General features: G+C 65.7%; 18 protein-coding genes. 14 read left to right on the top strand and 4 right to left on the bottom strand.

Translation table 11 applies throughout. The features are described from left to right. Window positions 1-25 precede the first annotated feature (25 nt). The 6 genes from ACOQFL_RS02690 (at window position 26) to ACOQFL_RS02665 (ending at window position 8104) form a co-directional block, all read left to right on the top strand. Complete coding sequence (locus tag ACOQFL_RS02690) at window positions 26-1615, top strand: class I adenylate-forming enzyme family protein (RefSeq protein WP_435542501.1); 1590 nt, start codon at window positions 26-28, stop codon at window positions 1613-1615. Window positions 1616-1660: 45 nt separating this feature from the next. Next, on the top strand, window positions 1661-2731 hold the full coding sequence (locus ACOQFL_RS02685; RefSeq protein ID WP_435542500.1) for a methyltransferase: 1071 nt from the start codon (window positions 1661-1663) through the stop codon (window positions 2729-2731). A gap of 146 nt (window positions 2732-2877) precedes the next feature. Next, window positions 2878-3804 (top strand): aromatic prenyltransferase, encoded by a 927-nt coding sequence (locus tag ACOQFL_RS02680; protein WP_435542499.1) that lies wholly within the window; start codon window positions 2878-2880, stop codon window positions 3802-3804. A gap of 461 nt (window positions 3805-4265) precedes the next feature. Continuing rightward, window positions 4266-4649 (top strand): DoxX family protein, encoded by a 384-nt coding sequence (locus ACOQFL_RS02675; protein ID WP_435542498.1) that lies wholly within the window; start codon window positions 4266-4268, stop codon window positions 4647-4649. A gap of 713 nt (window positions 4650-5362) precedes the next feature. Further along, window positions 5363-6379, top strand: coding sequence for a type III polyketide synthase (locus tag ACOQFL_RS02670; RefSeq protein WP_435542497.1), 1017 nt, complete (start codon window positions 5363-5365; stop codon window positions 6377-6379). Window positions 6380-6556: 177 nt separating this feature from the next. Then, entirely contained in the window at window positions 6557-8104 is a 1548-nt protein-coding gene (locus tag ACOQFL_RS02665; protein ID WP_435542496.1) for a DUF6851 domain-containing protein, read from the top strand. Between the two features lie 295 nt (window positions 8105-8399). On the opposite strand, the gene ACOQFL_RS02660 is transcribed toward ACOQFL_RS02665, so the two are convergent. After that, window positions 8400-8831 carry a DUF2000 family protein gene (locus tag ACOQFL_RS02660; RefSeq protein WP_435542495.1) on the bottom strand — a complete coding sequence of 144 codons (432 nt, stop codon included), beginning with the start codon at window positions 8829-8831 and terminating at the stop codon, window positions 8400-8402. 49 nt (window positions 8832-8880) lie between these two features. On the opposite strand from ACOQFL_RS02660, the gene ACOQFL_RS02655 reads away from it, so the two are divergent. Then, window positions 8881-9678, top strand: a complete 798-nt coding sequence (locus ACOQFL_RS02655; protein ID WP_435542494.1) for a helix-turn-helix transcriptional regulator — start codon at window positions 8881-8883, stop codon at window positions 9676-9678. A gap of 13 nt (window positions 9679-9691) precedes the next feature. Here the strand turns inward: ACOQFL_RS02655 and ACOQFL_RS02650 are convergent, their stop codons facing one another. Both ACOQFL_RS02650 and ACOQFL_RS02645 read right to left on the bottom strand, forming a co-directional pair. After that, on the bottom strand, window positions 9692-9829 hold the full coding sequence (locus ACOQFL_RS02650) for a hypothetical protein (RefSeq protein ID WP_435542493.1): 138 nt from the start codon (window positions 9827-9829) through the stop codon (window positions 9692-9694). 33 nt (window positions 9830-9862) lie between these two features. After that, the gene (locus ACOQFL_RS02645) at window positions 9863-11461 is read right to left on the bottom strand and encodes a Na+/H+ antiporter NhaC family protein (protein ID WP_435542492.1); all 1599 of its coding nucleotides are present in this window, start codon (window positions 11459-11461) and stop codon (window positions 9863-9865) included. A 387-nt stretch (window positions 11462-11848) separates the two neighbouring features. Here ACOQFL_RS02645 and ACOQFL_RS02640 point away from each other — a divergent pair, with 387 nt between their 5' ends. The 6 genes from ACOQFL_RS02640 (at window position 11849) to ACOQFL_RS02615 (ending at window position 18033) form a co-directional block, all read left to right on the top strand. After that, the gene (locus tag ACOQFL_RS02640; RefSeq protein ID WP_435542491.1) at window positions 11849-12499 is read left to right on the top strand and encodes a TetR/AcrR family transcriptional regulator; all 651 of its coding nucleotides are present in this window, start codon (window positions 11849-11851) and stop codon (window positions 12497-12499) included. A gap of 186 nt (window positions 12500-12685) precedes the next feature. After that, on the top strand, window positions 12686-14533 hold the full coding sequence (locus ACOQFL_RS02635) for a flavin-containing monooxygenase (RefSeq protein WP_435542490.1): 1848 nt from the start codon (window positions 12686-12688) through the stop codon (window positions 14531-14533). After that, a complete protein-coding gene (locus ACOQFL_RS02630) occupies window positions 14520-16127 on the top strand; it encodes a Vgb family protein (RefSeq protein ID WP_435542489.1) in 1608 nt (535 codons plus the stop codon). Before ACOQFL_RS02635 ends, ACOQFL_RS02630 begins: the two co-directional genes overlap by 14 nt. Further along, window positions 16124-16963, top strand: a complete 840-nt coding sequence (locus ACOQFL_RS02625; RefSeq protein ID WP_435542488.1) for an SDR family oxidoreductase — start codon at window positions 16124-16126, stop codon at window positions 16961-16963. The genes ACOQFL_RS02630 and ACOQFL_RS02625 overlap by 4 nt, the downstream gene beginning before the upstream one ends. A gap of 97 nt (window positions 16964-17060) precedes the next feature. After that, the gene (locus ACOQFL_RS02620) at window positions 17061-17645 is read left to right on the top strand and encodes a DUF488 domain-containing protein (protein WP_435542487.1); all 585 of its coding nucleotides are present in this window, start codon (window positions 17061-17063) and stop codon (window positions 17643-17645) included. A gap of 133 nt (window positions 17646-17778) precedes the next feature. Then, complete coding sequence (locus ACOQFL_RS02615; RefSeq protein ID WP_435542486.1) at window positions 17779-18033, top strand: hypothetical protein; 255 nt, start codon at window positions 17779-17781, stop codon at window positions 18031-18033. Window positions 18034-18492: 459 nt separating this feature from the next. On the opposite strand, the gene ACOQFL_RS02610 is transcribed toward ACOQFL_RS02615, so the two are convergent. After that, entirely contained in the window at window positions 18493-19020 is a 528-nt protein-coding gene (locus ACOQFL_RS02610) for a MarR family winged helix-turn-helix transcriptional regulator (protein ID WP_435542485.1), read from the bottom strand. 131 nt (window positions 19021-19151) lie between these two features. Here ACOQFL_RS02610 and ACOQFL_RS02605 point away from each other — a divergent pair, with 131 nt between their 5' ends. Further along, entirely contained in the window at window positions 19152-21296 is a 2145-nt protein-coding gene (locus ACOQFL_RS02605; RefSeq protein ID WP_435542911.1) for an MMPL family transporter, read from the top strand. Window positions 21297-21383: the final 87 nt, after the last annotated feature.

Raw genomic sequence — 21383 nt, 5'->3', positions numbered from 1 at the left:
GAGCATCGTAAAGGAGACAGTCACGATGAAGGATTCCGTAATCCACAAGTCGATTCGCAAGCACGGCCTTCATCTCGGCATTGTGCCGCAGTGGGCCGTGGCCAGGAACAGCTCGACGGAACTCGACGTCGACCACGATCTCGACGCCCTCCCGGAAGTGGGGCGGCACCTGACCGTGACCGAGCTCGCCGAGCACGTGGACGACCTCGCGGGGCGGCTGTGGGCGGCCGGGGTGCGCCCCGACGAGTACGTGGCGATCCACAAGAGCGCCAACTTCGACATCTGGGTGATCGCCACCGCGGCCTCCCGGATCGGGGCGGTTCCCGTGCTGTTGTCACCGGCGCTGGACGGTGCGACCGTGGGTGCCCTGCTCGGTCGGCTGGACCGGCCACACCTGCTCAGCGACGCGTCCAAGCTCGACGCGATGGCGGACGTCCCGCTGCGGGAGCTGGCCGAACAACTGATCACAGTGGACGGAAATCCCTCGGGTGCGGTTACGCTCGGCGAACTCGCCGGTTCCCCGCGAGTGCGGCCGGTACTCAGGGAACCGGACGAACCCGCGATGATCACCCACACTTCCGGAACCACCGGTATCCCCAAACTCATAGTGCACACACCCCGGAGCATGGGAACCAGGCTTCGGCCGCAGTGGTGGCTGCTCTCGTTGCTGCGGAAGCGGGAGACCGTCGCGATCAACGTTCCCTACGTGCACTCCCGGACGTTCGCCGCGATGTCTTTGGTGCTGCTGAAGGCGATGCCGGCGTTGCTGATGAACGAACCCGATCCAGAAGAGGCCGCCGAGCTGTTCGTCGAGCACCGGCCGGGGCTGATCGAAGCTCTGCCCAACACGCTCATGGCTTGGGAAAAACTCACCGAGGACCCGAGGCGACCGTTCGCGTCGATAAGGTACTTCAGCAGCACGTTCGACGCGATACACCCCAGAACGATCAGCCACATTCTCGATTCGTCCAAGCGGTTCGCGCCGCTGTTCTTCCAGATCTACGGGCAGAGCGAGGTGGGGCCCGCCGTCGGCCGGCCGTACTTCCGCGGCCACGCCCATCGAGCGAACGGGCGCTGCGTGGGTTGGACGATGCCGGGCTGCGCGAAGGTTCGCGTGGTGAGCAGGAACGGCGAACGGCCGTCGCGGGACAACCCCGGCTACATCGAGGTCGCCTGGCCGGGACTGGCGAAGACGTACCTCGGTGAACAGGAAAGATACGACACCAACCGCTACGGAGCTTGGTGGCGCACCGGCGACATCGGTTACCGAACCAAGTTCGGCTGTCTGCACATGTTCGACCGGGAGATCGACATGATTCACGGGGTGCGCAGCACCCTGGAGGTCGAGGATCTCGTGTTGCACAGGATGGACGAGCTGGGCGAACTGGTCGTGGTGCGGGGCTCGAACTCCGAGCCCATCCCAGTGCTCTGCACGAACGACGACCAGCCGCTGGACCGGGACCGCTGGTACGCGGCCGTCGCGGATTTGCCGCAACTGGCCGAACCGGTCCAGATCCCGGAGGCCGAACTACCCCGGACAGCCACGTTGAAGGTGCAACGCGTCGAGCTGTCCCGCCGACTCCAGGAACGAACACAAGGCGCGCCGGATGTGTGATCGAACCAGCCAGCCGGGGCGAAAGACGCGAAACGGAGCGATCCAATGACACCGGAAGCCACGCTCGCGCGGTTGCGCGAGTACATGGTGGGGCCCACGCGGCTCATGACCCTGCTCTCCTGCTTCGAGCTCGGCATCATCGACGCTCTTCGGGAGCGGCCCGGTATGACCTCGGTCGAACTCGGTGAGGTGGCCGGTACCAAACCGGACGCTGTCGAACAGCTCCTACACCTGATGATCAAAGAGGGCTTCGTCGCGTACGACGAGGAGTCCGATGGTTACTCCCTCGATGCGCTGGCAGGAGTGGCCGAGGATGATCTCCGACGGGCGCTCTCCTACATGAACATGATCAAGGTGGTGGCGCTCAGGCAACTGTTCCATCTGCCCGAGAGCGCCCGGAACGGAATGCCCGTCGGACTCGAAGAGCTCTACGGACACCGGGGGACACTCTACGACGCGGTGGCAGAGCACGGTGACCTGCGCGAGGCTTGGGCGCCGTTGATGGACACCGTCACAGCCAACATCGACCCCTGGTACTTCGACAACGTCGACATACCTCCCCACTCCCGGGTACTGGACCTCGCGGGAAACACCGGTATCGGGGCGGTCCACACCCACGAGATGAAGGCATCCCCCGGGATTCGGGTGACGACCTTCGACCTGCCGGAGAAGGAGAAGGAGTGCCTGGATAACTTCAGGAAGCATGATCTCGAGGAGCACTGCTCGTTCATCGGCGGCGACGTTTTCGAAAAGGTCCCCGAAGGCTTCGACGTGGTCCTGATCAAACACTTCCTGGACATGTTCGACAAGGAGGACGTGTTCAGGATCCTCGAGAAGGTGAACAGCTCGCTCGAAGCCGGTGGTCGGGTCAATATCCTGGTTCCGGTTTACCCGGAGGACGTGACCGAATCCGACAACTACAACGTCGACTTCTTCCCGGCGTTCTTCATCGGGTGCACCATGGGACAGGGCGGTCCGCAGCAGATGTCCACCTATCGGAACTGGCTGGAAGAATGCGGTTTCGAGGTGACGAAGACGATTACGAAGGATCCCGCTGACATACCGCCGGACGTGATCCCCAGGCAGGGGATCCTGTGCGCCAGGAAGGTCGAATGATCCAGTCGGGGGTTTGAGCCTTCGAGGAACCGCCACAGCTTACCGCGGCGGAGCGCGGAAGAACCGCGAACGGATGCCGCGATCGTGGACAACATCGGGAGACGGATTGCCGGTTCAGGCCCGTTCGGCCGGCGATTGGAGGACAAGTGTCCGGAGATGCTGATTCGAAAGAAGATGTGTACTCGGCGATCGAAAAATCGGCGGGGCTGATGGGAGCGCCCTGTTCACGGCGCAAGGTGTGGCCGGTCCTGAACGCTTTCGGTGACGACCTCGGTGAGGCCGGGATCGTCTTCAGCGTGCAGACGGGCGAGCAGCACGCGGGGGAACTCGACTACACCATCACGGTTCCGGCCGACGGAGACGATCCTTATACGCTGGCGCTGTCGAACGGTCTTCTGGGGGAAACCGATCATCCCGTGGGTACCCTGCTCTCGGACATCCGTGCGCGATGCCGGATCAGTGAGTACTTCATCGACTGCGGAGTCGTAGGTGGGTTCAACAAGGCGTACGCACATTTCCCGCACGATCCGCAGAGCGTGACGCGGCTCGCCGAGCTCCCCGCCATGCCGCGTGCTCTGGCCGACAACGCGGACTTCTTCGCACGCCACGGGTTGGATCAGGTGGCGATGACGGGGATCGACTACGGGAAGAAATCGGTAAATCTGTACTTCGCCCAACTCTCCGAGGACTGCCTCGAGCGGAGCAACATCCTGTCGATGCTTCGTGAGAGCGCTCTGCCGGAACCCGCTGGGCAGCTGCTGAACTTCGCCCGAGGGGCCTTCAGGATTTATGTCACCCTGACCTGGGACTCTTCGGAGGTGAAGCGGATAGCCTTCGCATCCCGGCTGGGGCAGGACGGGATGGAAGCGGCGCTGTCGGAGTTCCCCGTCCGGGTGACTCCGGAGATCGAACGGTTCGTGCGGAACGCACCGCACACCTATTCCGGCGATCGGCTGCGAATTTTGGCCGTCAAGTCCGCTCCCGAGGGCGAGTACCTCAACTTCGGTTCCTACTATCAGATCTCTCCTTTGGTGCGGAATTTGCTGGCCGCGTCCGCCGACGAACGGAGTTGACCTCCCACCGCTCGGGAACGGGGAACGTGTGACGGAGTGCGCTCCCCGCAAGTGGCCTCCGATCGAGGGATTGACTCCCTTCCTCGGGGCTCCGTGTTTTCCGTCGCGCCCACTTCCCGCGAAGTCGAAACCGGGTTCGCCGGGGGTGAGGGAAACCGGAACGCCGCGTGGACATCGGAACACCGTCCACTTCGATGCAGCTGGGTATCCGGGCGATCGACGCCGCGCTTCGCACGTCGGAAGACGGCCACAATCCGGTTTATCGAGCCGCTTCCGGTACGGAGTTGTCGCCAAGGTGCCGAAGATATCGACTCAGCGGGTTGTCTCGGACACTCTGGGAATCACGGACCCGTCGAGTTGTGGCAGGATCGGAGAGTGGCACCTATTACGCGACTACGTTGCGACGAGCATCGCTTCGTCCGCGACTGGTGGTCGCCTGTGATTTTAGGGAGAGAAACTTTATGAATCTGGCTCTATGGATCGTTGCCGGATTGTTGGCCGCCGTCATGCTGGTCGGTGGTACCACCAAGCTGTTCGTTCCGAAGGAGAAGTTGGGTGCGACCGCCCATGGTGGATGGACGAACGACTACGGCGACGGCTTCGTCAAGACCCTCGGAGCACTGGAGTTCCTCGCGGCTATCGGTATCATTCTGCCGGCGGTGGTAGATATCGCACCGATCATGGTGCCCGTGACCGCTGTTTGCTGGGTACTGCTGATGATCGGCGCGATGATCACCCACCTCCGCCGTCACGAGAAGTTGCCCGTCGTCGCGAACCTGGTCTATCTGGCTATGGCCGTCTTCGTGGCATGGGGCCGATTCGGTCCCGAGTCCTTCACCGGTTGATCCGGCCGGTTTCGGCCATCGCAGAGGACCGGTCATCGGGGGCGGAGTGACTCGTGGAAATCGGTCCGACCGCCACGAAATCTCCGGTTCCCGCGGGTGGGTTCCAGCAACCGATACCACGGTTGTGTCGTCCTCGACTCGCACGGCTGGTCCTCGCTCCGGCACCAGAGCCGAATGCCGCTGAACCGGTTTGCCGGGGCGATTCGGACGGAAATCTCCGTCGCGGACCGTGTGTGCCTCGTGGCATGGACGAGCGTGGTGCCCAATCGTGATCGTGACCCGCTGTCGTGAACTGCCTGCGGCTCCGGTTCCAGCCGGCGCGCCATGTTTTCCGGAATTTCTTCGATCGGGCTTGTAGCCGTATCGTTCTCGCCGTACAATCAATCCCGCGAAAGGCGGCGCTCGCCCCGTCAAACGCTTTTCGTCGTTTTGTTGCAATCCCTCGTTCCTCGTGTTCGAAGCAAGAACGTTGGCTCGATGCGGTATCGGGCGGAACTCACTAATCCCGAAAACAACTCCGGCGCCGGGCGGTGCAGGCGTTCCCGGTGCCGCCGGCACGCGGAAATACGTTGCGGTTCATCCTCCGCTGTTCGACCTGATCGGAATAGTAGCGAAGGACATCACCAATCACGGGTAGAATCACCAGAAAGTAAGTTCCACAAATGCCAATATTATGCAGGCCATCGGTGGGCGTTCCGGAACATGTCATATCGATGGACGAGACGCTGGAGCTGGCCGAACGAGCACACGCGGGGAAATCGCAGCTTTCCCTGGCGTACCGATTGATCCAGAACACAGGGGTGCAAAAAAGGCACGTAGTGCGGCCTGTCGAGGAAACACTTCGACACCCGGGGTTCGCGGAACGCAACCGCATCTACGAGCTGGAGTCCAAGAAGCGAACTCCCGAGGTGATCGAGCAAGCTCTGGCGAACGCGAACCTGGCGACACGTGATATCGACGCGATCATATACGTGTCCTGCACCGGATTTCTGATGCCTTCGCTGACCGCTTGGTTGATCAACACCATGGGGTTTCGCACCGACACCCGACAGATCCCCATCGCACAACTGGGCTGTGCGGCGGGGGGCGCGGCGATCAATCGTGCCCACGACTTCTGCCTGGCTCATCCCGAGAGCAATGTTCTGATCGTTTCGTGCGAGCTGTGTTCCCTGTGCTATCAGCCCGATGACGACGACGTCGGCTCACTGCTGTCCGACGGGTTGTTCGGTGATGCCGTCGCCGCTGCCGTGGTTCGAGGTAGTGGAGGGGTGGGGGTGGCGTTGGAACAAAATTCCTCGTACCTCATTCCGGACACCGAGGACTGGATCTCCTACGACGTGCGTGACACCGGATTTCATTTCCGCCTGGATCGTCGGGTTCCGGGGACGATGGAGCCGCTCGCCCCGGTGCTGAACGAGTTCGCGGCGGGACACGGTTGGGATGTCCGTAATCTCGACTTCTACATCATCCACGCCGGTGGTCCGAGAATTCTGGATGACCTCGGGGAATTCCTCGACGTCGACCGGAAGATGTTCCGCCACAGCTGGGCCACTCTCGTCGAGTACGGCAATATCGCGAGCGCGGTCGTTCTCGACGCGCTGCGGAGGATGTTCGAGGAGGACATGCCGTCCGAGGGGGCTTCCGGCATGATAGCCGGTTTCGGACCGGGGATCACCGCCGAAATGGCGGTGGGGCGTTGGAGTCCCGACTCGTCGGTAAGTACCGACTGAGTTCACGGGTCCGATTCGAACGGGCGATCGGTAAATAACGAGTACGAGCGGTTTCCCGCCTTAGAGCGGAGCGAAATCGACCAACAGCACGCGGGAATCAATCCGCGAAACCACAGCGGCGGTTGACAACCGTGTCAACGAAATCGACAAACTACCGAATGCGGAAAGGTCGCACCCATGGCCTCCTCAGGGAATTCTTCGTCCTCGTCCTACACGTTGCAGCGCAGATCGGTGCTCGCCGGTGCGGCGACCGCGGCTCTGCTCCCCTTCGGAAACATCGGCGTCGCCAACGCGCGCCGGGCCGGAACCTCTACAACGCAGGCGACATCCGATTTCGATCTCGACACCGACAACTTCATCAGCTACTTGTCCGATAACTCCGACACTTCGGCTGTATCGGATTTCATCGCTCCGATGGACGTGACCATCCTGATTCGCTACACCTGCATGGCGCACAACGCTTGGTTCGACGCACTCGCGCCGTACCATCCGACGGCGGTGGGTGTTTACTCGAAGCTCGGCCGTCGCCCTCGCGGCGAAGCCCGTACCAACAGGAACAAGAACATCGCGGCTCTCTACGCCTGGCGTCATGTCATGCAAAGTGTGGTCCCCGCCGGGATGCCGACCTATCGGGCGTTGGTCTCCTCGTTCGGGCTTGACCCCGACGACGATTCGGAGGATCCCACCACACCGATCGGCATCGGGAACCTGGCCGGTAAGGCCGTCGTCGAGGGACGCCTGCGGGACGGCATAAACCAGCTCGGTGACGAGGGAGTCCGGTACAACGGGAAGCCTTACCAGGACTACACCGGCTACCGGCCCGAGAACAGTGCCTACGAGTTGCACAACCCCTCCCGCTGGCAGCCGGAACTGCTGGAACACGGCCGTCGCCTCGGCAACGCGGACGGCGACAAGGGCATGTTCATGATCCAGGTCTTCACCACCCCGCAGCTGCGGCTGGCCACGCCTTACACCTACGAGGACCCGAGCCGGTTCGCCCTCACCCCGCCGGACCACAGCGACCACACCAATCGGGCCGCCTACAAGCGTTCGGTGGACGAGGTGCTGCGTGCCTCGGCCGGGCTCACCGAAGAGCAGAAGGTGAAGTCGGAATTCTTCGACAACAAGTTCCTGGGAGTCGGGAAGTCGGTTCTGGCCGCGGCCAGGAACCACGAACTCGACCTGGACGGTTGGGTGCAGCTGCTGATGGTAACCGGGGTGGCGATGCTGGACGGTCTGATCGCCTGCTGGCACCACAAGACCGGTTTCGACGCCGTGCGGCCGTTCAGCGCGGTCCAGCACGTTTACGGCGACACCGAGCTGACGGCTTGGGGCGGCCCCGGAAAGGGAACCGTCAACGACATTCCCGCCAACGAGTGGACAAGCTATCTGAACGTGGGCAACCACCCCGAATACCCGTCAGCCTCCACCACGGTCCTCTCCGCCGAGGCGCAGGCCGCACGCCGCTACCTCAACTCCGACTACCTGAACTGGTCGTACACCTATTCCGCGGGCTCGTCGCTTGTGGAGCCCGGCGTCACCCCCACCAACGATCTCCGGATCGGTTGGCGCACCTGGACCGACTTCGTTCAGGACGGCAGCGACAGTCGGCTGTGGGGCGGGGTGCACTTCTCGAAATCGGCGGACAACTCCATCGGTTTCGGCACGCAGTTCGGTGACTTGGCTTACCGGTACGTGCGGCGTCACATCGACGGCAACGTTTAGAGGTGCTCCTCCCCGCGGCTCCGGGCCGAAGCGGCCACACCGCCGAGTGGTCCGGGCCGCGGTGCGAGTTCCGCGCTCCCGATGAGGTCGAAGGACGGTGCCGGGGAGGGGAGGCCCCGGCACCGTCGTGGCCGCGGGCCTGTCGGGACTCCTCGGTCGGCTCCGATCACGTCGTGCCAGCGGCCCACGGCATCGTCGGATTCGTCGAGTCGTGTCTCGCTCTCACGGGGTGGTGCGAACTTCGGTTCAGTGGTCACGGCCGGGCAGTCAACACCGGGCACTCAGGGTCGGGCGGTCACGGATGCATCCGCGCGCCCTTTACGATCTTGTCCACGGCGTTGCGCGGTCCGTGCACGCCCACTCCCACCAGATCGAGCTTTTCCTTCGGAACGGCTCGTACGGCGGCGCGGTTGTCCCGGTCGTTGCCGGTGCCGAACAGCTCCGAGGTGAACACCGCCACGGCCGCGTTCCGCTCGACGGCGCGGGAGTGCGCGCTGGTCACTACCTCCTCGCTGCCCTCGAAGATCAGCACCGGCTGCCGGAACATCGACAGGTACTCGTTGTCGTCGGCGTCGCGGTACGGTTCACCGATCACCTCCGGACTTCTCGTGCCGAGTCCGCTCACCAGGAACGCGGTGACGTTCAGCCGCTGCCAGCCTGCCAGGTCCTCGCGCAGCAGTACGGCGATCTTCGTGTCGAACCGGACCGGGGAACTCTCCGTTGTCATGGGGAGATCGTGACCCCCTACCCGTCACCCGGTCTTGTACGTTCTTTGCATGGTCACCAGTTCGGGAGTGGCGGCGTGGCGTCCACCGGTGCCCGGGATCGTGGAGGCCTACCACGCTCACCTGGTGGAGCACGCTTATCCGATGCACGCCCACGACTCGTGGACGCTGCTGCTGGTGGACGACGGCACGGTGCGCTACGACCTGTACCGCCACGAGCACGGCGCGCTGCGGGACCGGCTCACCCTGCTGCCGCCGTACGTTCCGCACAACGGCACCCCGGTCACCTCGCGGGGCATCAGGAAACGAGTGCTGTACCTGGACCCGAGCCAGTTCGGCGACGAACTCGTGGGACTCGCGGTGGACGCGCCCACCATCGACGACCCACTGCTGCTGCGCCGTGTTCGACAGTTGCACGATTCGCTGCTGCTGCCCGGTGAAACCCTTGAAGCCGAGAGCAGGTTGTCCTTCGTGTCCGAGCGGCTGCGCCGGCACCTGACCGAGCGCGCCCGGATGATGAAACCGGTCGATCACGCGAAACTCGCCGTGCGGCTGCGCGAGCTGCTGGACGAGCACCTCGTCGAGGGGATCACGCTGCGGCGAGCGGCGAACCTACTGCACGCGCACCCAGCCCACCTGGTTCGGGCCTTCAGCGGGGAGTTCGGCACGCCGCCGCACCAGTACCTGACCGGGCGCAGGGTCGATCTCGCCCGCCGGTTGCTGCTCGACGGGATGGCACCCCGGTTCGTCGCCTCGGCGGCGGGTTTCCACGACCAGCCCCACCTCAGCAGGCACTTCAAGCGGGTGATCGGTACGAGTCCGGCGCGGTTCGGCCGCTCCCGGCGGTAGGGCAGTGTCGGGGTCAGCAGCCGGAGGACTCGGGGACGAAACGGCTCCGCGCCACGAAGGCGACCATCGCCGGGTAGAGCGGGTTCGCGACGGCGGCGGTCCACTCGCCGCGGCGGAGGTGGATGATCACCGCGCCGAGCACCAGCGACACCCGGCGGCGGCGATCCCCGTGGAATCGGTCCCCTCAGGCTTCCGCCTGCTCGGTTTCCGCGTGCCGCGCATCGTCCGGCACGTGCCTGCCCAGCAGTCGCAGTCCGAGCAGCAGCACCGCGATCGACACCAGGAAGGATGCCCACCACGGGAAGCCGAACCCGATCGGCAGCAACCCGACGACCACGGCGACCGCGCCCGCGTAGAGGGCGTAGGGGATCTGGGTGCGCACGTGGTCGACCACGTCGCACTGCGAGGCCAGCGAGGAGATCACCGTGGTGTCCGAGATCGGCGAGCAGTGATCGCCCCACACCGCTCCGGCCAGCACGGTGGCCACGCTGGCGTAGATGATCGGGTGCCCACCCGCGGTCTCGGCGCCCTGTGCCTGCAGCAGTGACCAGGCCAGCGGTACCGCGAGCGGAGTCAGGATTCCCATGGTTCCCCAGCTCGTGCCGGTGGCGAACGCGACGGCGGCCGCGAGCACGAAGAGGATCACCGGCAGCAGCGATGCGGGCAGTGCCTCGCTGAGCGCGCCCGCCAGGAACTCGGCGGTCTTGAGCTTCTCGGTCAGTGCGGACAGTGCCCAGGCTGCCGAGAGGATGATGACCACGTACAACACCGACTTGATCCCGGCGAACCACGCGTCCACGAACTGCCCCAACGAGAGCAGCCGTTGGCCGAAGCTCAGCACCGCCGCGACGAGCAGCGCCACGAACGAGCCCCAGACCAGTGCGGCGAACGGATCACCGTTGCCCATGATCTCGAGTACGGTGTTGCCGCTGCCGGTGGCCAGCAGCCCCACGAAAGTCGTCACCACCAGGGCGAGGATCGGCACCAGTGCGTTCAGGAAGCGGCGCGGGGTGCGTTCCTCCGGCCGCAGCTCGGTCTCGGTGTCCGCGGACCCCAGGTTCGAGCCCGGACGCAGTACCGTGCCCGACTGCCGGGCACGCTGCTCGGCGCGCACCATCGGGCCGAAATCGCGTCGGCTGCCCGCGATCGCGAACACGAGCACCACGGCAAGCACCGGGTAGAAGGCGTAGCGCAGCGAGCTGACGAACACCGCGAAGCCGCTCTGGTCGAGTCCGATCCTGCCGACCGCGTCGTCGACCAGCCCGACCTGGTAGCCGATCCAGGTGGTGAAGAGCCCGCACGCGGCCACTGGTGCGGCGGTCGAGTCCACGATGTAGGCGAGTTTCTCCCGCGAGATCCGCAGCCGGTCGGTGATGGGCCGCATCGTGTTGCCCACCACGAGGCTGTTCGCGTAGTCGTCGAAGAAGATCGCCAGTCCCAGGCCGCCGGTCGCCAGCTGGCCCCGCCTGGGGGTGGCGGCCCAGCGTGTCACCAGCTTCACGATGCCGTCGGTGCCGCCGTTGCGTCGGATCACCCCGACCAGCCCGCCGATCATCATTGTGGCCACCACGATCATCACGTGGTCCCGGTCCGCGAGCGCGTCGACGATGTACACGCTCACCGTGTCCAGCAGCGAAGTGCCCAGCCCCGTGAGCGTGGCCCCCTCCAGTAGCCAGGCCCCGAGCCAGATTCCGGCCAGCAGCGCGGGAATGACCTGCCTGGTCAGCAGCGCCAGGGCGATCGCGAGCAGCGGAGGCAGGATCGACAGCCACGTCGCGGTCATCTGATTCCTTTCGGGCGGTGACCCGGGCTTCCGTGCCGAGAGCCGGTCTCGGAAGTCGTCCGGAGCTGCTGGGCACTCCCATCACACGGTGCATGAATTCGGTCACCGCGAGTGGGTGTGACATACGGTAGCTTCCCTCGGTCGAGCGACAAATAGCCGCTCGTTGCGTCGTTGCGCCGGATAATCCTACTTCGTTGCGCATGCTGTGCTGATGCTTGTGTGTCGGTGAGCCGTAACTGGCACCAGCGAGTCGATGTGTTCCGGGGCACAGTCTCAATCAGTCGTTTGACTGATTTCAATCAACTGATTAAATTGGCTGACTGAAAGGTTGGTGGCGGGAGTTACGACGTTTCGGGGGCGTCGGGAGTGGTGGCGACGAGGATGGCCATGACGAGACGGACGGCTCGGGTCGAACGTGGCGCGGCCACGCGGGAATCGATTCTGCGCACCGCCGAGCGGTTGTTCGCCGAACACGGGATATACGCGGTGTCCAACCGCCAGATCAGCGAGGTCGCGGAGCTGGGCAACAGTGCCGCGGTCGGGTACCACTTCGGGTCGAAGCACGACCTGGTGCACGCGATAGCGCGACAGCACGGGGAACGCATCGAGTGCATCCGGGTCAACATGTTCACCGAGCCCGCGGGCTCCACCGAACTGCGGGACTGGGTGTCCTGTCTGGTGCGGCCGATGACGCTGTACCTGGAATCGTTGGGTACTCCCTCGTGGTACGCGCGATTCGCGGCGCAGGTGATGGCCGATCCGGTGCTCCACGAGATTCTCACCGGCGAGTCCCTGCGGTCCGACTCGTTGCGGTTGTCCCTGGAAGGCATGAACCGGTGTCTGCCCGAGCTGCCCGACAACGTGCGAACCGAACGCTGGAACATGGCGCTGCACCTGACCAGACAGATGTGCGTCGAACGGGAACGCGCGCTCGCCGAGGGGCTGCCCACCACGCACCCGAGTTGGGACGAGTTCGCCGCCGGCCTCGTCGACGCGCTCACCGGGCTCTGGACGGCCCCGGTGACGCGTCGGCAGTGACCGGCCCGCCCGGCGGCTTCGAGTGGTAACCGAGCTCGCGCGAACCCGACATCCATCGGAATCGATTCCGCGCGTCCCGCGTGCCGGCCCCGGGTTCCCGCGGGGACGCCGCTCATGGGCCGGCGGCTCCGAACTCCCCCCCCCACGGCACAGAAATGAAAATTCCGAACCGCAAGGACCGAACGCATGACCAACGAAGAGCGGTCACTCGAAGCGGAGCTGCTGAATCCGAACGAACTCGGTTTCGATCCGGAGGAACTGCGCGCCCGGTACCGGACCGAGCGGGACCGACGCCTCCGCTCGGACGGCGCGGCACAGTACATCGCACCGACCGGTGACTTCGGCTACTACGTCACGGATCCCTATGTCGAGGACGAGCCGAACCGCGAGCCGCTCACCGACGACGTGGAGGTGCTGATCGTCGGTGCCGGATTCGGCGGATTGTTGGCAGGGACACGTCTCCGCCAGGCGGGATTCGACTCGATCCGTTTGCTGGAGAAGGGCGGCGACGTCGGCGGTACCTGGTACTGGAACCGCTATCCGGGGGTGCGCTGCGACATCGAGTCCTACATCTACCTGCCGCTGCTGGAGGAGCTCGGTTACGTCCCCAGCGAGAAGTATGCGCGCGGCGAGGAGATCCGCCAACACACCATCAACATCGCGGAGAAGTTCGACCTCTACCGGGACGCGTGCTTCCGGACCGAGCTGACCGGCGCCACCTGGGACGAGTCCCGGTGCCGCTGGCGGGTGACCACCGACCGGGGCGACGACATGACCGCCCGGTACGTGATCTTCTCCAGCGGACCGTTCAGCAGACCCAAACTTCCGGGCATTCCCGGCATCGACGACTTCGCCGGGCACACCTTCCACACCAGCCGGTGGGACTATTCATACACCGGTGGTGACCAGACCGGCGGCATGCACAAGCTCGCCGATAAACGCGTCGCCGTCATCGGCACCGGTGCCACGGGGATCCAGTGCGTGCCCGACCTGGCCGAGGACGCGGGCCACCTCTACGTCTTCCAGCGCACTCCGTCTGTCGTGGACGAACGCGGCAACCGGCCGAGCGACCCGGAGTGGGCGGAGAGCCTGACCGCCGGCTGGCACGACCGCAGGCGCGAGGACTTCCTGGCCGTGCTCGGCGGCGACCGGACCGCCGAGGACATGGTGGGTGACCGGTGGAGCGACCTCGCCCATCACTACAACGCCGTGGCGGACGAGACCGGCAAGGACGAGCTCACCAGTGCGGAGCACGAGCTGGTGCGGGAGGTCGCCGACTTCCACAAGATGAACCAGGTGCGTGACCGGGTCAGGTCCATCGTCGAGGACGAGGAGACCGCCCGCGCGCTGCAACCGTGGTACCGCTACGAGTGCAAGCGCCCCACCTTCAACGACGAGTACTACCCGGCCTTCAACCGTTCCAACGTGACCCTGGTGGACACCCACGGCCGAGGTGTGGAGCGCATCACCGAACACGGCCTGGTCAGCCAGGGTGTCGAGTACGAAGTGGACTGCATCGTCTTCGCCACCGGCTTCCAGGTCGGCGGATCCCACCCCGCGGCCTCCGGGTTGGCGCTCTACGGTCGTGACGGTGTGACGCTGCCCCAGCACTTCAGTGACGGCATGCGCACCCTGCACGGGTTCACCAGCCACGGTTTCCCCAACCTGTTCTGCATGGGGCCCTCGCAGAACGGGGTGGCCCCCAACTTCACCCACGTGCTCGACGACCAGTCCGTCCACATCGCGGCGATGATCACCGAGTCGGCCAAACGCGGCGCGGCCTACCTGGAACCCACCCCGGAGGCCGAGCAGGAGTGGGTGGACGAGATGGGGCGCAAGGCCGGTGTCGACAGGGCGCTGGACGAGTGCACACCGGGCTACTACAACAACGAGGGCCACTCCTCGGTCGTGCGCAGCTTCTACCGGCCGGACGAGCTCGAATTCGCCGCGACACTGCGGCAGTGGCGCGAGAACGACCGATTCACCGAGGTGCTGGTCGAGGCCGGGCAGGAGCACGCCGATGAGCGGAACTGACCGCGAAGCGCCGGACCCCGGAACCTTTCGTTCGGAACCGGTGCGGTTGAACGAGCCGAGCGGGTTGCGGGGAGCCAACGGCATCGCCTTCGGTCCCGACGGGCTGCTGTACGTGGCGCAGTTCCTCACCGGACGGATCAGCGCGGTCGACACCGAATCCGGCGAGGTCGAGGTCGTGGTACCGCCGGACGGTCCGCTGCGCACACCGGACGACATCGCGTTCGGCACGGACGGGACGATGTACGTCACCGACGTGGCACCGGGTCGGGTGTGGCGGCGCTCGCCCAACGGGGAGTTCGACCTGATCACCGATGCCATGGTGGCGCCCAACGGGATCACGTGCCTCGGCGACCGTCTCTTCGTCAACGAGATGCGCTCCGGCGGCAGACTGTTCGAGCTCTTCCCGGACGGCGGTTCACCGGTGCTGCTCACCGAGGGGCTGGCGTACGGCAACGCGATGCGGTTCGGCCCCGACGGGTGGTTGTACTACCCGCACATGATGACCAACGAGGTGCTTCGGATCCCACCCGAGGGAGGGGGCCCCGAACACGTCGTGAGTGGGCCGCCCATGCCGGTAGCCGTGCGCTTCGACAGGGCAGGGGAACTGTTCGTGCTCTCCTGCGACGCGGCGGGAACGATCACACACGTCGATCCGGGAACAGGCGGGACATCGAGCCTGGTAACCGGCATCCCGGGGCTGGACAACGCCGCGTTCGACCCGGAAAACCGCATGTTCGTGTCCAGCTTCGCACGGGGAAGCATCAGCGAGCTCGGCGAACGAGGCCACGCTCGCACGGTCGTGCCGCCCGGCCTGAACGGGCCGTTCGGAATCACGGTCGCCCCCACCGGCAGGATCTACGCGGCCGACCACTTCGGGCTGTCGAGCGTCTGGGACTCCGGCGAGCTCGATCCGGTGGACGTGGTCGGCGGCACGCTTCCCGGGCTGCCGCGGAACGTGGTCGCCACCGGCGACGTGCTGCAACTCGTCGACATCAGTGGTGATCTCCACGCGTACGATCCCGTGGACGGAGTCTCCCGCACGCGTGCCGCCGGGCTCGGTGAACTCACCGGGATCGCGGCCGACCCGAGTGGACGAGTCGTGCTCGCGGCACCGGAGCGGGGGCAGGTACTGGCTGTCGACGAGACCGACTCGGTCACGGCGCTGGCCGAAGGGCTGGAGCACCCGGTCGACGTGGCGCTGGACGACCACGGGCGCTGCTACGTCAGCGACGACCGGCTCGGACGAGTACTGCGCCTGGACGAAGAACCCGTGGTCGTGCTGGACGGGCTCGCCATGCCGCAGGGGATCGCCGTCAGCGGCGGGGAACTGTTCGTGGTCGAGGTCGAACACCGGCGGCTGCGGCGGTTCGATCCCGCGACCGGGGCGAGCACGGTCGTGCTCCACGAGCTGGCCGTGGAGTCGCTTCCCGGCGTGAGCGGCACCGGTTCGAACGGCCAACCGGAGGGCAGCGGTCGTCCGGCTTCCTTCGTCGACCTGGTGGTGAACGAGGACGGCTCGCTATTGCTGGCCGCCAACGGCGAAGGAAGCGTGCGGTTGATACGGATCGAGGCGGAAGGAACGGCTGACTCATGAGCGGGGAAGTACTGGTCGTGATCGGCAGCGGCGGAATGGGACGAGCCATCGGGCGCAGGCTCGGAAGCGGCAGACGCGTGCTGCTCGCCGATCTCGACGAGAACACACTGGAATCGACGGCCGAGTCGATGCGCTCGGACGGCCACGATGTGACCACCCGGCGAGTGGACGTCTCCTCGCGTGAGTCCGTGGCCGAACTCGCCCGCGACGCTGCCGAGCTGGGACCGGTGACCAAGTTGGCACATACGGCGGGTCTCTCCCCGGCACTGTCCTCGGCAGCGGTGATCCTGCGGGTGAACCTGCTTGGGGTCTCGCTGGTCCTCGACGAGTTCGAGGGAGTGATGGCCGAGGGCGGCTCGGCCGTGGTGATTTCCAGCATGGCCGGGCACATGGCCGCCTCACTCGACAGGCAACAGGAGGAGACACTGGCCACCGCCGCACCCGAGGAACTGCTCAAGCTGCCGTTCACCACCCCGGAAGCGGTGACGGATCCCGGTCACGCCTACGGGCTCTCCAAACGCGCCAACCAGCTCCGGGTGCAGCGAGCCTGCGTTTCCTGGGGTGACCGGGGAAACCGGGTCAACTCGATCAGCCCCGGCGTCATCTCGACGCCCATGGTGCGGCAGGAACTGAACTCGGAACACCTCGGCGCGGTACGCGCGATGACCGAGGTCTCCGCCGCCGATCGGCCCGGTACCCCCGAAGACATCGCAGCGGCGGCGGACTTCCTGCTCGGGCAGCAAGCAGGCTTCGTCACGGGGACCGACCTCCTGGTCGACGGTGGTGTCGTGGCGGCGGTCCGGGCCGGACGGCTGGGTGGCCCCGGGCAGGAGTGAACCGAGTGTTCCGGCCGGGTTGCCAGAATGGTTACCCGGTGGCGCCGACCGCGTGGGTGGCGGTTCGGTGCTGCCGTGCCGAAGAGTATCGGCGACCATGTCCGACAGAAGTGTTCGGAGTCGGCGAAGCACTGGCGGTGTGGGGATGATGCGGCTGGTCACGGTCGGGCACGGCACGAGCGCCCGTGCCGAGTTCGTCCCGCTGCTGCACGCGGCCGGGATCGAGGCCGTGGTGGACGTGCGCACCGCGCCGGGCAGCAGGCACAATCCCGACTTCAAGCACTCCGAGCTCCGGGAGTGGCTGCCCGAGGCCGGAGTGGACTATCGCTGGGACAAGCGGCTCGGCGGGTTTCGCAAGCTACCCACCGACTCCCCGGACACGGCGTGCCGGAACGAGGGATTCCGTGCCTACGCCGCACACATGCGTACCGGCGAGTTCGGCGAGGCCCTCGAGGAGCTGCTCGCTGGGGCAGGGAACCGCGAGACGGCCGTGATGTGTTCCGAGAGCGTGTGGTGGCGCTGCCATCGCCGCATGATCGCCGACTACGCGACGCTGGTTCGCGGTGTCGGGGTGGTGCACCTGATGCACGACGGCAGCCTGCGCGAGCACCACACCATGGACGGGGTACGGCTGCGGGAGGACGGCCTGCTGGTCTACGACGGTGGGCAGTTACGGATTTGAGTGTCGTTCCGGGAGCAGTTCCTCTCGCCGTTCTCCCGTATCGGTTGCCTCCGATTCTCGCGTTCTCCGGTTTCGGCGGTGTGATGAGTGCTAGAGTGCGCCGAACCGGAGAACGAGTGCTGGGAGAGGGTTCTTGGATTGGTTGATCATACCGACCTCGCGGCGTGACTGGGCGGTACTGACCGGAATCGTCGGTGCGGTGATCGCCATCGCGGTGATCGCTTTCGGGACGTTTTCCGGGCGGAGTCTCCTCGCGGCCGGAGTGTTTCTGCTGGCAGCGGTGTTGGCGGTGCTGGCGGTGTGGCCGAAGCGGGCGATCGGGATTCCACTCTCGGTGCTCGCCGTGCTGTTGCTGCCTACGGGGGCTTGTGCGCTCGTCGCGCCTTAGATCCTCCGGTCTGTCCGGTAGATCATGGTGTGATGACTGGTTCGTCGTGTTTTCCTCGGTCAACCCGTTTCGCGAGGGGATGAACACCGGTGAGTGAAAAGTTTCGAGTGAAACTGTCGGCTCTCCCCGGTTGTGTCGGAACAGCTGAAAATGACCACTGGCGAGGTGGAATCCGTTCGTGGCTACATGGCGGTTCCAGTTTCCGAGATTTCGGAATTACAGGGGATTCTGTCGGGTTCGCCGATGGCTATCGGCTACTGGGTGGGTGGCGGGTGGGGGCTCCGGAAAAACGGACGGTGATCCGAAGAGGACGAGTGGAGCTCTGTTGGAATCGGAGCGAGGAGATCGTCGAACACCGTCCTTCCGGGCGAGCAGGGGCCAAGTCCCGTCCGCCGTGGCACACTCGAATGCCCGTTCGGACAGGACGTCGTTGCCGGTGAGGTCGGTGTCTTCACCCGCTCAACTTGACGAGAACGTCTCGCGCGCTCGCCCGGTGGCATCGATCGTGGCGACGAGGAACTGCCTGATCGTTTCCCGCTGCTCGGCGCTGAAGCCGTCCCAGACACCGCCGAGCTCCCGCAGCAGCGGCCGGTAGAACTCGCCACCGACCTGCCTGGCGGTCTCGTGGATGTCCAGGTCGACCCTGCGCCGGTCGACCTTGCTGCGTTCCCTGGTGATGTGACCGAGCGACTCCAGCCGCTCCAGCAGTGCCGTGGTGGCCGAAACGCTCATGTCGAGGGTGGCCGCGAGCCTGCTCGGCGTCATCGGTTCCTGCCGGTTCGCCGCGTCGAGGATCGTGACGAGCGCGTTCAGGTCGGTTTGGTGCAGCCCGTGTGCCTCGCCGAACAGCACGTTGAACCTGTCGAGTTCGACGTTGAGCTGTCGCAGCAGCTTGCCCAGCACCACGTTTCCCTCGTGGCCGGGGGCGGTGCCGGTCTCGTCCGTTCCCGCCGGGGCGTCGCTGCCCTGTTCGTTTGCCGAGGTCATCGCTTCTCCTTCGCTCCTTTCGTCCCCTGCCGTCGCAGTATTTCGACAATCGAATTATTCTATGGCGCTAGTAATGCTCCGCAGGGTTCGTGCTTCGCTGTGAACCCTCGACAATGACCAGGAACCACCCCATGATCTCCACCGGCCACTCCTCCGACACGGACCAGCATCCCCCGAGAGTGCGGCGGCTGCGATGGCTGGTCCCCGCCTTGCTGGTGCTCGTCTGGCTGGTTCTCGGCGGTCTCGGCGGGCCGTTCGCGGGCAAGCTGGCCGAGGTCTCCGAGAACGACAGCTCCACCTTCCTTCCCGCCTCCGCCGAGGCCACCAAGGTCAACGAATTACAGCGACAGTTCTCCGGTGGGCAGCGAATACCCGCCTTCGTCGTCGCCGAGCGCACCGAGGGAATCACCGATTCCGACCGCCGTTACCTGACCGGGATCTCCGAACGGATGGGCTCGATCGAAGGAGTCGAGCGGGTATCACCCCCGATCCCCTCACCACGGGACGACCAGGCGGTGCAGGTGATCGCCTCGATCGACTCCGGTGCCGAACCCGCGCACGCGGTCTCGGAGCTGCGTAACCTCCTGGAACGGTCGCCCGCTGGGCTGACCACCCTGGTCAGCGGCCCCGCCGCACAGTCCGCCGACCTGGCCGAGGCTTTCAGCGGAGTCGACGGGCTGCTGCTGCTCGTCGCGGGTGCGGTGGTTCTGCTGATCCTGATCCTGGTCTACCGAAGTCCGCTGCTGCCGTTGCTGGTACTGCTCAGCGCGGTGTTCGCCCTCGGACTCGCCAGCCTCGCCGTTTACTTCCTGGCAGTGGGCAACCTCCTGACCCTCAACGGCCAGAGTCAGGGCATCCTGTTCATCCTGGTGGTCGGTGCCGCCACGGACTACGCCCTGCTGTTCGTCGCACGGTTCAGGGAGGAACTACGCACATCCCCCGACAAGTACCGGGCCGTGCTGCGTTCCTGGCGCGCCACGCTGGAGCCGATCCTCGCCTCCGCGGGCACGGTCGTCCTCGGGCTGCTGTGCCTGCTGTTCAGCGATTTGAACTCCAACAAGAGCCTCGGGCCCGTGGCGGCCATCGGCATCGTCGCCGCGTTGCTGGCCTCGACCACCTTCCTGCCCGCCGTACTCGCACTGGCCGGCCGCGTCGCCTTCTGGCCCTTCCCACCCCCTCGGGAAACAACCGAGCAGCAGGACGCGGCGGAGGAGCCAGAGCCGCAGCGCACGGCATTCTGGGAGCGTGTCAGCTCACTGGTGGGCAGGACGCCCCGGGCGATCTGGATCGGGACCACGGTGGTGCTGCTCATCGCCACGCTCGGACTGCCGCAGCTGCGGGCCGGTGGCACCGCGCAGTCGGACGTCTTCCTGACACCGGTCGAATCGGTCGCCGGTCAGGAGGTGCTCGCCGAGCACTTCCCCGCGGGCGCGGGAGCCCCCACCGTGATCATCGCCGACGCGGACAGCGCCCAACGCGTGGTGCGAGCCGCTGACGTGCCCGGGGTGGTCGAAGTCTCGGTCACCAGGACCCAGGCGGGCAGTCCCAAGGTGGTCGACGGGCGGGTACTCATCGAAGCCGTGCTCACCGACCCCGTCGACTCCGAGGCGGCCCTCGACACGGTTCAGCGGATCCGCGACTCGGTACACCCCGTCGAGGGTGCCGACGCACTGGTCGGTGGAACGAGCGCGATCCAGCTCGACACGCGGTTGACCGCCGAGCGCGACCGTTCCGTGATCATCCCGATCGTCCTCGCGGTCATCCTCGTGGTGCTGGCACTGTTGCTACGTGCCCTGATCGCCCCACTGGTGCTGCTCGCCACCGTGGTGCTCTCCTTCGCCGCGACGATGGGCGTGTCGGCGCTCGTGTTCAACCACGTCTTCGACATGCCCGGTGCGGACCCGGTCGTCCCGCTGTACGGCTTCGTGTTCCTCGTCGCCCTGGGGATCGACTACAACATCTTCCTGATGACCCGCGCGCGGGAAGAAGTGCGTCGCTCGGGCCACCGGAACGGTGTGCTGCGTGCGCTGTCGGTCACCGGTGGTGTGATCACTTCGGCCGGAGTCGTGCTGGCGGCCACGTTCGCGGCGCTGGCGGTGCTGCCGATCCTGTTCCTCGCTCAGCTCGCGTTCATCGTGGCGTTCGGGGTGCTGCTGGACACGCTGGTCGTACGTTCGCTGCTGGTACCCGCCCTTTCCCTGGACATCGGCAGAACCATGTGGTGGCCCGCCCGATTGGGGCGCGACGACGGACAGGCGATGGGGGTCGAGAGGTGAGGGTGGCGACCGCCGCCGTGGCTGGTCCACAGGGGACACAACACCGGCGGCGGCCGCTGGCGGAACTATCCACTCGATGTCGGGGTT

Origin of the sequence: Actinopolyspora sabaoui (assembly GCF_051225635.1) — a bacterium.
GTDB lineage: Bacteria > Actinomycetota > Actinomycetes > Mycobacteriales > Pseudonocardiaceae > Actinopolyspora.
The sequence above is the reverse complement of the archived record's forward strand: the minus strand, read 5'-3'. Positions and strand labels throughout refer to the sequence as shown.